Below are 13,488 nucleotides of genomic sequence, written 5' to 3' on the forward strand. Positions count from 1 at the left end.
CGCCGGATTGCATGCGCGGCGTGGATCACGTGGTTCCACGGCAACACGGCAGGACGGCGTTTCACGGGGGCGCGAGTAGAATAGCGCTCGTTTTGTCCGACCCGGACCCGATTATTACGCTTCATATGAACGACACGACTCACGCGACCGACGCCGCACACGCGCCGCATTCGACGCAACAACACTCGATGCGGGCGCTAGCGATAGCAGCCATCGGCGTCGTGTTCGGCGACATCGGCACCAGCCCGCTGTATTCGCTCAAGGAGGCGTTCAGCCCCGCGCACGGCATTCCGCTGACCGAAGGCTCGATTCTCGGCGTGATCTCGCTGCTGTTCTGGGCGATCATCCTGGTGGTCGGCGTCAAGTACCTGCTGTTCGTGATGCGGGCGGACAACAACGGCGAGGGCGGCGTGCTCGCGCTGATGGCGCTGTCGCTGCGCCCGCTCGACTCCAAGACCCGGGTCGCGGGCGCGCTGATGGCGCTCGGGATATTCGGCGCCTGCATGTTCTACGGGGACGCGGTGATCACGCCGGCGATTTCCGTGATGTCGGCCGTCGAAGGTCTCGAGATCGCGACGCCGCACCTGTCCCATCTCGTGTTGCCGATCACGATCGTGATCCTGATCGCGCTGTTCTGGATCCAGCGGCACGGTACCGCGCTGGTCGGCAAGCTGTTCGGCCCGATCATGGTGCTGTGGTTCGTCGTGATCGCGGCGCTCGGCGTGTACCACATCGTTCGCGTGCCGGGCATCATCGCGGCAATCAATCCGTATTACGCGGCATCGTTCATGGCCGACCACCTGCTGCAGGCTTACGTCGTGCTCGGCTCGGTCGTGCTGGTGCTGACCGGCGCGGAAGCGCTCTACGCGGACATGGGCCACTTCGGTGCCAAGCCGATCCGGTACGCCGCGTACGGGCTCGTGATGCCGTCGCTCGTGCTGAACTACTTCGGGCAGGGCGCGCTGCTGATCCAGAACCCGAAAGCGATCGAAAACCCGTTCTTCCTGCTGGCGCCCGAATGGGGGCTGCTGCCGCTCGTCGTGCTGTCGACGGTCGCGACCGTGATCGCGTCCCAGGCCGTGATCTCGGGCGCTTATTCGCTGACGTCGCAGGCGATCCAGCTCGGCTACGTGCCGCGCATGAAGGTGCTGCATACGTCCGAGCTCGCGATCGGCCAGATCTACGTGCCGGTCGTGAACTGGCTGCTGCTGGCCGTGATCCTCTGTATCGTCGTCGGCTTCAAGAGCTCGGACAATCTCGCGGCCGCGTACGGCATCGCGGTGACGGCGACCATGGTGATCACGACCGTGCTCGCGTGTGTCGTGATGGTGAAGGTGTGGAACTGGAACCGGCTGCTGGTCGGCGCGATCATCGCGGTGTTCCTCGCGATCGACCTCGGCTTTTTCGGCGCGAACCTGCTGAAGGTCGCGCAGGGCGGCTGGCTGCCGCTCGGTATCGGCGCGTTGCTGTTCTTCCTGCTGATGACCTGGTACAAGGGGCGTCACATCGTCAAGGAGCGCACGGCGGCCGACGGTATTCCGCTGGAGCCGTTCCTGCAGGGCCTGCTCGCGCATCCGCCGCATCGCGTGTCGGGCACCGCGATCTATCTGACCGGCAACGACAAGCTCGTGCCCGTCAGCCTGCTGCACAACCTGAAGCACAACAAGGTGCTGCACGAACGGACCATTTTCCTGACGTTCGTCACGCGCGACATTCCGTACGTGCGCGACGACAAGCGCCAGAGCGCGCGCGATGCGGGCGGCGGGCTGTACATCGTCAAGGCCGAGTACGGCTTCAACGAGACGCCGGACGTGAAGGCCGTGCTCGAGGAATTCGGCCGCACGCACGACATGACGTTCGAGCTGATGGACACGTCGTTCTTCCTCGCGCGCGAAACGGTCGTGCCGACGCATCTGCCAGGGATGTCGATCTGGCGCGAGCGGGTGTTCGCATGGATGCACCAGAACGCCGCGAAGCCGACCGATTTCTTCGCGATTCCGGCGAACCGCGTCGTCGAGCTCGGGACGAAGATCGAGATCTGACGGGCCCGGCGCGCGGGCCGTCCGGCCGCGCGTCACAGGTACCCGGATAATGAAAAAGCCCGCCTTTCGGCGGGCTTTTTCGTACGGCGACGGCGGGTCTATTCGCTTGTTCAGCGCTTGAGCTTCGCGAACGCCGCGGCCATCGCGCCGGCCGGCTCCGGCTCGCGCGAACGCTGCGGGCGGGCGGCGCCGCGCCCTGCGTTGCCGCGATCCTGGCCGCCGCGCGACGACATGCCGGGCGCTGCCGCGTCGTCGTCGAGGCGCATCGTCAGCGCAATGCGCTGGCGCTTCACGTCGACGTCGAGCACCTTCACCTTGACGACCTGGCCGGCCTTCACGACCTCGTGCGGGTCCTTGATGAATTTCGTCGACATCGCGGACACGTGGACGAGGCCGTCCTGGTGCACGCCGATATCCACGAACGCGCCGAACGCGGCGACGTTCGTCACGACGCCTTCCAGCGTCATGCCCGGTACGAGATCCGAGACCTTCTCGACACCTTCGCGGAACGTGGCCGTCTTGAATTCCGGACGCGGATCGCGACCCGGCTTTTCCAGTTCGGCCAGGATGTCGCGCACGGTCGGCAGGCCGAAACGTTCGTCAACAAATTCCGTCGGCGACAGGCCGGACAGCGCTTCGCGGTTGCCGAGCACGTCGTCGATGCGCTTGTTGATCTTCGCGAGTATCCGTTCGACGACCGGATACGCTTCCGGGTGCACCGACGAGCGGTCGAGCGGGTTCTCGCCGCCGTTGATGCGCAGGAAGCCGGCGGCCTGCTCGAAGGTCTTGTCGCCGAGGCGCGGCACCTTGCGCAGGTGCTCGCGCGACGGGAACGGGCCGTTCGCATCGCGATAGTCGACGATGTTGCGCGCGAGCGTCGCGTTCAGGCCCGACACACGGGCGAGCAGCGGGGCCGACGCGGTGTTCGCGTCGACGCCGACCGCGTTCACGCAATCCTCGACGACCGCGTCGAGCGAGCGGGCGAGTTCGCGCTGGTTCACGTCGTGCTGGTACTGACCGACGCCGATCGCCTTCGGCTCGATCTTCACGAGTTCGGCAAGCGGGTCCTGCAGGCGGCGGGCGATCGACACGGCGCCGCGCAGCGATACGTCGAGTTCCGGGAATTCCTTCGCGGCGAGCTCGGACGCCGAGTAGACCGACGCGCCGGCTTCCGACACGACGATCTTCTGCAGGCGCAGCTCCGGATGTTTCGCGATCAGTTCGCTCGCGAGCTTGTCGGTTTCACGCGACGCGGTGCCGTTGCCGATGCTGATCAGTTCGGCCTGCGTCTGCGCGGCGATGCGCGCGAGTTTCGCGATCGAACCGTCCCAGTCGCGGCGCGGCTCGTGCGGGTAGATCGTGTCGGTCGCGAGCACCTTGCCGGTGCGGTCGACGACCGCGACCTTCACGCCGGTGCGCAGGCCGGGGTCGAGGCCGATCACGGCCTTCGGGCCGGCCGGCGCGGCCAGCAGCAGGTCGTTCAGGTTGCGCGCGAACACGCGGATCGCTTCGGTTTCGGCCGTTTCGCGCAACTGCGTGAGCAGTTCGTTTTCGATATGCGGCTGCACCTTCACGCGCCAGCACCAGCGGCAGACGTCGGACAGCCATTTGTCGGCCGGGCGATTCTGGTTCGCGATGCCGAAATGGCGCGCGATCATCGCCTCGCCGGGATGCGGCACTTGCGCGTCGAGCTCTTCGCCCAGACCGAGCTTGATCGTCAGCACGCCGGCGTTGCGGCCGCGGAACAGCGCGAGCGCGCGGTGCGACGGCACGGTCTTGATGGTTTCCGCGTAGTCGTAATAGTCGCGGAATTTCTCGCCTTCCTCGTTTTCCTTGCCCTCGACGACGGCCGACGACACGACGCCCTGGTTGTGCAGGTAGTCGCGCAGCTTGCCGAGCAGCTCCGCCGTCTCGCCGAACTGTTCGGACAGAATGTCGCGCGCGCCGTCGAGCGCGGCCTTCACGTCGGCGACGCCCTTGTCGGCGTCGACGTACGCGGCCGCCTCGGCCTGCGGGTCGAGCAGCGGGTTCGCGAGCAGCGCCTGCGCGAGCGGTTCGAGGCCGGCTTCGCGGGCGATCTGCGCACGCGTGCGGCGCTTCGGCTTGTACGGCAGATAAAGGTCTTCGAGCACCTGCTTGCTGTCGGCCGCGTCGATCGCGGCACGCAGCTCGTCGGTCAGCTTGCCTTGTTCGTCGATGCTCGACAGGATCGTGGCGCGGCGATCCTCGAGCTCGCGCAGGTACAGGAGGCGTTCCTCGAGCTGGCGCAGCTGCGTGTCGTCCAGGTTGCCGGTCACTTCCTTGCGGTACCGGGCAATGAACGGAACGGTCGAGCCTTCGTCGAGGAGTTGCACGGCCGCCGCGACCTGGCGCGGCTGGACGGACAGTTCGGTGGCGATGCGCTGTACGATCTTGAGTGCTACGGTTTCCGTCATGTCGTGGATGGTCTGTCTGCCTGCTGAAATCGCGGCGCGGGCCGGCAGGCCCGGAGCGGCGGGCTGCCCGGCGGGCCCGACGGGCCAGAGGCCGCGGATGAATGAAGCGGGGCATTTTGCCATAAATGGCGGAGCGTCCAGCCGGGGGTGATAGAATTTGACACATGTCCCGCAGCTTTCCTACGACGTTGCCAACTTCCCGCATTTCTCTCGTCGCGCTCGGCGCAGCGCTCGCCGCGGCTTTGTCTGCCGGGCCTTCCGGCGCATTCGCGCAGGCCGCTGACGCCAGCGCGCCGGACGCCGTCGCGTCCGCGCCCGTTGCCGCCTCCGCCGTCCCGGATTTCGACGCCCGTCAAAAAGTGCTCAATCAACGCTCCGCGGAAAACGATTATCGTTATGCGGTGGCGGAGCACGATTGTTACAGCAAGTTCTTCGTCAATCACTGTCTCGGCAAGGCGCGCGACCAGATGCGCGAGGAACGGGCGAGCATTCGCCAGGAGCAGCTCGCGCTCAACGACGAGCAGCGTGCGGTGCGCGCGCAGCAGCGCGACCAGCAGCAGGCGCTGAAGCAGGCCCGGAACGCGGCGGAAGCGCCGCAGCGGGCGGCGAACGAAGCGGCGAACGCGGCTGCATTCCGCGACAAGCAGGAGCAGAATGCACTGAAACAGGCGCAGCGCGGCGCGGAAGGACCGCAACGCGCGGCGAGCAAGCAGGCATACGACCAGAAGCAGGCGGATTTCCAGCGCAAGCTCGACCAGGCGCACCAGCAGGCGGCGCAGAAGGCGCAGGAACGGGCGGACAACGCCACGCGCTACGAGCAGAAGCAGAAGGAAGCCGCGCAGCACAAGGCCGATGTCGAGCGGCGTCAGCAGGAAGCGGCCGAGAAGGCCAAGCAGCAACAGCAGCAGGGGCAGTAACGTGTTGAATTGATCGGGATCAGTCTCGGGCGCGTCGGCACGCCGGCCGTCGCGCTGCTTCGATGAGGAGGCAACTATGCAAAACCGTCACACGGAACAGCAGCAGGAATTGCACAACCGTTTGGCTGCATTGCAGGAGCAGCACCAGCAGCTCGCTCGGGAGATCGAGCTGAAGGAAGGACACTCCGACATCGACGACATCACGCTGCACCGGCTGAAGAAGGAAAAGCTGGCGGCCAAGGACAAAATCATTTTGCTGCAATCGCAGCTCGAACCGGATAAGCGCGCCTGAGCGCGGCCTGGCAAGCGCCGGCGCCGCCCGGGCGCTGGACACAGGAACGCTTGCCTTGAATTCACCGCTTGAAGCCACCCCCGATGCCCGGCGTGACACGACGTCCGCCGGGCGCGTTCGTGCGCCCGAAGGCACTTTCGAGCTGAGCCGCAAGCGTGTCGACGAGCTCGACACGATCTTCGGCGAAGGCGGGTTGCTGGCGCGCGCGCTCGACGGCTATCGGCCGCGTACGTCGCAGATCGAGATGGCGCGCGCGGTCGCGTCCGCGATGGAAGCGTCCGCGCGCCGGATGCCCGAACCCGAGATCTTCGAAACCCGCAAGCGGCCGGCACGCCGTCTCGGCGACGGCGACAAAACGGCCGGGCCGGCGGCGGACGATGCCGCGGCAGCCGAACCGGACAACGACGCGGGCGACAACACGCTGATCGTCGAAGCCGGCACAGGTACCGGCAAGACCTACGCGTATCTGGTGCCCGCGATGCTGTGGGGCGGCAAGGTGATCGTGTCGACCGGCACGAAGCACCTGCAGGACCAGCTGTTCCAGCGCGACATCCCGACCGTGCGCAACGCGCTCGCGGTGCCGGTGTCGGTCGCGATGCTCAAGGGCCGCGCCAACTATCTGTGCCACTACTACCTGCAACGCACGGCCGACAACGGCCGGCTGCCGTCGCGGCAGGACACGGCCTATCTGCAGGAAATCGTCCGCTTCGCGAAGATCACGAAGAGCGGCGACAAGGCCGAACTCGCAAGCGTGCCGGAAAACGCGCCCGTGTGGTCGATGGTCACGTCGACGCGCGACAACTGCCTCGGCCAGGAATGCCCGCACTACAAGGAATGCTTCGTGATGCAGGCGCGGCGCGAGGCCCAGCAGGCCGACATCGTCGTCGTCAACCATCACCTGTTCTTCGCGGACATCATGCTGCGCGACACGGGGATGGCCGAGCTGCTGCCGAACGCGAACACGATCATCTTCGACGAAGCGCATCAGCTGCCGGAGACGGCGACGCTGTTCTTCGGCGAGACGCTGTCGACGACGCAGATCCTCGAGCTCGCGCGCGACACGGTGGCCGAAGGCCTGAGCCATGCACGCGACGCGGTCGAGTGGGTGAAGCTGGGCGGCGATCTCGAGCGCGCGGCGCGCGACTTGCGTCTCGCGTTCGCGAACGACCAGATCGTGCGCATGTCGCTCGCGCAGCTCGGCGACGATCACCCGATGTTCGGTGCGCTCGACGCGCTCGACGCTGCGCTCGATGCGCTCGCCTCGGCACTCGCGAGCCAGGCCGAGCGTGCGGAATCGCTCGGCGCGTGTCTGCGGCGCGCCCGCGAGCTGCAGGACCTGCTGGCCGGCTGGGTCGCGCCCGGCGCGGCGGAAGCGGCCGCGCAGGCCGATGCGGCCGTGGCAGGCGACAACGCGGCCACTGACGGCGATCCGAACGAGAAGGTGCGCTGGGTAGAGGTGTTCGCGCATACCGTGCAACTGCACGAAACGCCGCTGTCGGTCGCGCCGATTTTCGCGAAGCAGCGTGCGGGTGTGCCGCGTGCGTGGGTGTTCACGTCGGCCACGTTGTCGGTGCGCGGCGATTTCACGCACTACGCGGCGCAGATGGGCCTCAGCTCGCGTCGTTCGATGACGCTCGCCAGCCCGTTCGATTACCAGTCGCAGGGGTTGCTGTACGTGCCGCGCAACCTGCCGCAACCGTCTTCGCCGGCGTTTACCGATGCCGTCTTCGATGCTGCGTTGCCGGCGATCGAGGCGTCCGGCGGTGGCGTGTTCATGCTGTGCACGACGCTGCGCGCGGTCGACCGGATCGCCTCGAAGCTGCGCGACGTGATCGAGGCGCGCGGCTGGAACACGCCGCTGCTCGTGCAGGGCGACGCAAGCCGTACCGAGCTGCTCGACCGCTTCCGCGCGTACGGCAATGCGATCCTGGTCGGTAGCCAGAGTTTCTGGGAGGGCGTCGACGTGCGCGGCGATGCGTTGTCGCTGGTCGTGATCGACAAGCTGCCGTTCGCGCCGCCGGACGATCCGGTGCTGGCCGCGCGGCTCGATGCGTTGACGAAGAAGGGGCTGAGCCCGTTCGCGGTGCATCAGCTGCCGCAGGCCGTGATCACGCTGAAGCAGGGCGCGGGCCGGCTGATTCGTGCGGAGACGGATCGCGGCGTGCTGATGATCTGCGACACGCGACTCGTCGACAAGCCGTACGGGCGCCGGATCTGGCAAAGCCTGCCGCCGTTCAAGCGCACGCGCGAGATCGCGGTCGTGCAGGATTTCTTCGACGAGCACCGCTCGGACAAGCGCGCTTGATCGCGCGCGCGGCACTTGTCGCTTGATTGTCCCGGTGCCGCTTGCATGCGGCGCCAATAAAAAACCCGGCTCGATGGCCGGGTTTTTTGTGTGCACAACGGATGTTACATCGCGCCGTGCTTCAGAACTGCCACCACGACTTCTTCGCACCGGGGCGCGAATGGCCCGTCACATACGGGCTGTCGGGGAACGTGCCCGCGAGCACGCGCTTGGTGTCCTCGGCGAGTTCCGGCTGGTTCAGCTTGCCGTACGACAGGATCATGATGTGCAGCGCATCCTCGATCGCCGGCGCGCCCTTGTAGTCCTTGATCGCGAGCTGGGCGCGGTTGATGGCCGCGACATACGCGCCACGACGGTAGTAGTAGTCGGCCGCGTGCACTTCGTGCGACGCGAGCGCGTTGACGATGTAGCGCATCCGTGCGGCCGCGTCGGGCGCGTACTTGCTCTTCGGGAAGCGATCGACGACGACCTTGAACGCATCGTACGATTCGCGCAGCGCCTGCGGATCGCGTTCGCTCATGTCCTGGCCGGAGAAGCGCCCGAACAGGCCGAGATCGTCGTTGAAGTGGATCATCCCCTTCAGGTAGTACGCGTACGGGATATCCGGATGATCCGGGTGGAGCTGGATGAAGCGGTCGACGGCCTGGTCGGCGGCTGCCGGTTCGTTGTCCTTCCAGTTGCAGTACGCGACGTTGATCTGCGCCTGCTGTGCGAAATGGCCGAACGGATCGCGGCCTTGCAGCGATTCGAAATATTTCGCGCACTTGCCCCAGTCGCCGCCGGACAGTGCGTCCTGGGCCTCTGAGTATAATTTGTTGTTCGACCAGGTAGCCGTCTCGTCCTGCTTCTGCGGCAAGCCGTGGCAGCCGGCGATGAGGGCCGCGGCCGCTACCGCCGCAGCCCGGGCGGCGACGGTTCTGGCCGTGCGTTTGGTCGAATTCATCATGCTCGCATGTCCTAGCTTCAAGTCTCGGTGACCCAGTCTAAATGACCCGTTCAAGTTCGCAGAATGCCCAGCCGGGCACACCAAATCGCGAAGATTATAGCCCAAGCGATCGGCCCGCCGACGCTGCCTCGGGGGATTCCCTCGATGACGATCTGGCCGGCGACGCGATGCAGCCGCCCGTCGTGCCGTCCGTGGCGGGCGATGACGCGCCGCGTATCGTCGAAGTGCCGCTGTCGCTCGCCGGCGAACGGCTCGACAAGGCGCTTGCCCAACTGTTCCCCGAATTCTCGCGCAGCCGCCTGCAGAGCTGGATCGAGGCGCAGCGGGTGCTCGTCGACGGCGCGCCGGCGAAGATCCGCCAGCCGGTGCCGCTCGGCGCGAAGATCGCGCTCGTGCCCGATCTGCTGCCCGAGCAGCTCGCGTTCACGCCGGAGCCCGTGCCGCTCGACGTGATTTACGAGGACGACGCGCTCGTCGTCATCAACAAGCCGGCCGGCCTCGTCGTGCATCCGGCCGCCGGCAACTGGAGCGGCACGATCCTCAACGGCCTCCTGCATCGCTACGGCGACGCGGCGGCCGGCCTGCCGCGCGCGGGGATCGTCCACCGGCTCGACAAGGAAACCTCCGGCCTGATGGTGGTCGCCCGCACGCTGGCCGCGCAGACGGACCTCGTGCGCCAGCTGCAGGCCCGCACGGTGAAGCGCCGCTATTTCGCGCTGGTGTGGGGCACGATGCCCGAGGCGGGCACGATCGACGCGCCGATCGGCCGCGATCCGCGCGAGCGCACGCGCATGGCCGTCGTCACCGGCGCGTCGGGCAAGCCCGCGCGCACGCATTTCCGCACGGTTGACACATGCCTGTGGCAACGTCAGCCGGTTTCGGCGATTCAGTGCGATCTCGAAACCGGCCGTACGCACCAGATCCGTGTGCATTGCGCGCATGCCGGACATCCGCTGCTCGGCGATCCGGTCTACGGGCGCGCGCGCGGCAAGCGCTCGGTCACGCCGCTGCCGGACGGGTTCGCGCGACAGGCGCTGCATGCGTGGCGGCTCGGCCTCGTGCATCCGGTCACGGGCAAGGCGATGCAGTGGCGCTGCCCGCTGCCGGACGACATGAACGCACTGGTCGCCGCGCTCGGCTTCGGGCAGGGCGACGAGGAATTCGACGACGACGACGGTGTCTACGACGATGACGATTTCGGCGGCGAGTATCACGACGACGAGCCGTATCTGGACGACGATGAGGAGGAGTGAGTGCCGATGACGAACCTGGCGCCGTTGACGTGGCAGGACTGCGTGCGGCCCGACTGGCAGGTGTCGCCGCGCGTGCGCGCGCTGATCACGACCCGCGACGGCGGTGTGAGCGAAGGCCCGTACGGGCGCTGGCAGGACGGCGCCGCGCTGCCGGGCGGGATGAATCTCGGCCTGCATACCGGTGACGATCCCGGCCATGTCGCCGCCAACCGCGCGCGCGTGCTGGCCCTCGCTGGCCAGTCGGGCGCCGCATGGCTCGAGCAGGTTCACGGCGCGCAGATCGTGCAGGCGGACGCGGTGATCGCCGCCGCGCCTGGTGCCACGGCGCCGGTGCAAGCCGACGCGAGCGTGACCGATCAGGCAGGCGCCGTCTGCGTGGTGATGGTGGCCGATTGCCTGCCCGTGCTGCTGTGCGACGCGCAGGGCCGCGCGGTCGGCGCCGCGCATGCGGGCTGGCGCGGGCTCGCGGCCGGCATCGTCGAGCAGACGGCGGCGCGCGTCGCGGCGCTTGCGGGCGGCGCGACGGACGCGCTGCATGCGTATCTCGGTCCGGCGATCGGCCCGCAGGCGTTCGAGGTCGGCGCCGATGTGCGCGATGCGTTTCTCGACACGGCTCCGCAGTCGGAGCATGATGAAACCCGTCATGCGTTCGTCGCGATCGACGGCGCGCCCGGCAAGTTCCTGGCCGACCTCTACGCGCTCGCGCGCCTGCGACTCGCGCGTGCGGGTGTGGCGCACGTGAGCGGCGGGACGGCGTGCACGGTCGCCGAGCGTGCGCGCTTCTATTCGTACCGGCGCGACCGCGTGACGGGGCGCATGGCCGCGGCAATCTGGCTGGCCGATTGATTGCATGCGCATGCGCGCCGGCTTTGTTGCGCCGCGAAATCGAGTTATCTCGATATTGAGGCGGCAATACGGCGTTGCATGCGCGACTGAATGAAAAATCCCGACGTCAAGCTAAACAAAATGTTTTATGTTTCGCCGGAACCCTTGTCCCGTCTGTTGTGCGCGGATTATCTCCGTGCCGAAATGTTCAGTGGTTTGACGGGGCGCTTCACATGGGGAAAACGATAATGATAAAAATACCGCACTGCGGCAGAATCTGGAGACGCCTCTCCAGAGCATGACGGCCCGGCTCGCAGCCGGCACGCCGCGCGCGAGCAGGATTTCACGATTGACGCTCACGAATCACCGGTAAGGCAGGTAATGACAGCATCGAAAAATTCGTCGACGTCCGCGCATGCGGGCACTTCCGCGGGCAGCACCGGTTTCGATCCGGCCGCCCAGCCGATGCAGCAGATGTTCGAGTCGTGGTTGAACGCGTGGCGCGGTTTTGCAGATCCGGCGCGCGCCGCGACGGCATCGGCCTCCGTCAATCCGTTCGCGACATTCCAGTTCCCGACGTCGTTTCCGTTCCAGATGCCGTCGATGCCCGACTTCGGCGCGATGGCGTCGCCGTTCGCGGGGCTGAAGCTGCCGGTTGCCGCGATTCCGCCCGAACGGCTCCAGGCATTGCAGGCCGACTACGCACGCGATTGCATGACGCTGATGCAGCAGGCGGCCGCCGCGAAGCTCGAGTCGCCGGAGCTGAAGGACCGCCGCTTCAGCGGCGACGCGTGGAAGGCGTCCCCCGCGCATGCGTTCGCGGCCGCCTGGTATCTGCTCAACGCGCGCTATCTGCAGGAGCTGGCCGACGCGCTTCAGACCGATCCGAAGACGCGTGAGCGCATCCGTTTCACGGTCCAGCAATGGACGGCCGCCGCCGCGCCGAGCAACTTCCTCGCACTCAATCCCGACGCACAGAAATCGATCCTCGAGACGCAGGGCGAAAGCCTGCGGCAGGGGATGATGAACCTGCTCGGCGACCTGCAGCGCGGCAAGATTTCGCAGACCGACGAATCGCAGTTCGTGGTCGGCAAGAACCTCGGATGTACCGAAGGCTCGGTCGTGTACGAGAACGACCTGATCCAGCTGATCCAGTACACGCCGAAGACGGACAAGGTGTTCGAGCGGCCGTTGCTGATCGTCCCGCCGTGCATCAACAAGTTCTACATCCTCGACCTGCAGCCGGAGAATTCGCTCGTCGCGCACGCGCTGTCGAACGGTCATCAGGTATTCCTCGTGTCGTGGCGCAACGCGGATGCATCGGTCGCGCACAAGACGTGGGACGACTACATGAACGAAGGGCTGCTCGCGGCGATCGACGCGGTGCAGCAGATCAGCGGCCGCGAGCAGATCAACACGCTCGGCTTCTGCGTCGGCGGCACGATGCTCGCGACCGCGCTCGCGGTGCTCGCCGCGCGTGGCGAACATCCGGCCGCGTCGATGACGCTGCTCACCGCGATGCTCGACTTCACCGATACGGGCATCCTCGACGTGTTCGTCGACGAGGCGCACGTGCAGATGCGCGAGCAGACCATCGGCGGCAAGAACGGTGCGCAGCCGGGGCTGATGCGCGGCGTCGAGTTCGCGAACACGTTCTCGTTCCTGCGGCCGAACGATCTCGTGTGGAACTACGTCGTCGACAACTACCTGAAGGGCCGCACGCCCGCGCCGTTCGACCTGCTGTACTGGAACAGCGATTCGACGAGCCTGCCGGGCCCGATGTACGCGTGGTATCTGCGCCATACCTATCTGGAAAACAAGCTGCGCGAGCCGGGTGCGCTGACCGTGTGCGGCGAGTCGGTCGACCTGTCGCTGATCGACGTGCCGACCTTCATCTACGGTTCGCGCGAGGATCACATCGTGCCGTGGCAGACGGCCTACGCATCGACGTCGATCCTGTCGGGCCCGCTGAAGTTCGTGCTCGGCGCGTCGGGACACATCGCGGGCGTGATCAATCCGCCGGCGAAGAAGAAACGCAGCTACTGGGTCAACGAGGGCGACCTGCCCGAATCCGCGGACGACTGGTTTGCCGCGGCGACCGAGCAGCCGGGAAGCTGGTGGACGACGTGGGTCGAGTGGCTCGACGCGTACGGCGGTCGCAAGGTCGCGCCGCCGGCCCAGCCGGGTTCCGCGCAATTCCCGGTGATCGAGCCGGCGCCCGGGCGCTACGTGTTGCAGCGCGATTGACGAAAACCGGACAGCGGCGCACGCTGTCCGGTGCACCGCAGTTTTTTTAACAGGGCCGGTAACGACGCGCCGTGTCGTGCGGGCCTGGAGGAAAGGGAAATGACGGATGTAGTGATCGTATCGGCCGCGCGGACCGCGGTCGGCAAATTCGGCGGCTCGCTGGCGAAGGTTGCGGCGCCCGAACTGGGCGCGACGGTGATCCGCGCAGTGCTGGAGCGTGCGGGCG

The 13,488-nt window shown here is 66.9% G+C and carries 9 protein-coding genes and 1 pseudogene; 8 read left to right on the plus strand and 2 right to left on the minus strand.

Translation table 11 applies throughout. The annotated features are described in order from the left end of the window. Positions 1-125: 125 nt before the first annotated feature. Entirely contained in the window at positions 126-2,042 is a 1,917-nt protein-coding gene (locus H0X95_RS03065; protein ID WP_006485906.1) for a potassium transporter Kup, read from the plus strand. 110 nt (positions 2,043-2,152) lie between these two features. Here H0X95_RS03065 and H0X95_RS03070 read toward each other — a convergent pair whose 3' ends face one another. After that, the gene (locus tag H0X95_RS03070; protein WP_034201649.1) at positions 2,153-4,477 is read right to left on the minus strand and encodes a Tex family protein; all 2,325 of its coding nucleotides are present in this window, start codon (positions 4,475-4,477) and stop codon (positions 2,153-2,155) included. A gap of 164 nt (positions 4,478-4,641) precedes the next feature. Between H0X95_RS03070 and H0X95_RS03075 the strand changes: the two genes are divergently transcribed. From H0X95_RS03075 to H0X95_RS03085, 3 genes are all read left to right on the plus strand, one after another. After that, positions 4,642-5,394 (plus strand): hypothetical protein, encoded by a 753-nt coding sequence (locus tag H0X95_RS03075; RefSeq protein ID WP_006485898.1) that lies wholly within the window; start codon positions 4,642-4,644, stop codon positions 5,392-5,394. Positions 5,395-5,470: 76 nt separating this feature from the next. Beyond that, positions 5,471-5,686 carry a YdcH family protein gene (locus H0X95_RS03080; protein WP_006478692.1) on the plus strand — a complete coding sequence of 72 codons (216 nt, stop codon included), beginning with the start codon at positions 5,471-5,473 and terminating at the stop codon, positions 5,684-5,686. A gap of 55 nt (positions 5,687-5,741) precedes the next feature. Further along, positions 5,742-7,991, plus strand: coding sequence for an ATP-dependent DNA helicase (locus H0X95_RS03085; RefSeq protein ID WP_006496420.1), 2,250 nt, complete (start codon positions 5,742-5,744; stop codon positions 7,989-7,991). A gap of 121 nt (positions 7,992-8,112) precedes the next feature. On the opposite strand, the gene H0X95_RS03090 is transcribed toward H0X95_RS03085, so the two are convergent. Next, positions 8,113-8,937, minus strand: a complete 825-nt coding sequence (locus tag H0X95_RS03090) for an outer membrane protein assembly factor BamD (RefSeq protein WP_006484415.1) — start codon at positions 8,935-8,937, stop codon at positions 8,113-8,115. A 41-nt stretch (positions 8,938-8,978) separates the two neighbouring features. On the opposite strand from H0X95_RS03090, the gene H0X95_RS03095 reads away from it, so the two are divergent. From H0X95_RS03095 to H0X95_RS03110, 4 genes and pseudogenes are all read left to right on the plus strand, one after another. Further along, positions 8,979-10,190 carry an RluA family pseudouridine synthase gene (locus H0X95_RS03095; RefSeq protein ID WP_034178468.1) on the plus strand — a complete coding sequence of 404 codons (1,212 nt, stop codon included), beginning with the start codon at positions 8,979-8,981 and terminating at the stop codon, positions 10,188-10,190. Between the two features lie 6 nt (positions 10,191-10,196). Then, the gene (pgeF, locus tag H0X95_RS03100; RefSeq protein WP_012492651.1) at positions 10,197-11,036 is read left to right on the plus strand and encodes a peptidoglycan editing factor PgeF; all 840 of its coding nucleotides are present in this window, start codon (positions 10,197-10,199) and stop codon (positions 11,034-11,036) included. A 360-nt stretch (positions 11,037-11,396) separates the two neighbouring features. Continuing rightward, positions 11,397-13,262, plus strand: coding sequence for a class I poly(R)-hydroxyalkanoic acid synthase (gene phaC / locus H0X95_RS03105; RefSeq protein ID WP_006485252.1), 1,866 nt, complete (start codon positions 11,397-11,399; stop codon positions 13,260-13,262). 99 nt (positions 13,263-13,361) lie between these two features. Next, a pseudogene (locus H0X95_RS03110) lies at positions 13,362-13,488 on the plus strand (acetyl-CoA C-acetyltransferase); the annotation flags it as partial.

This window comes from Burkholderia sp. 9779_493, assembly GCF_015712215.1.
GTDB classification, from domain to species: domain Bacteria; phylum Pseudomonadota; class Gammaproteobacteria; order Burkholderiales; family Burkholderiaceae; genus Burkholderia; species Burkholderia cenocepacia.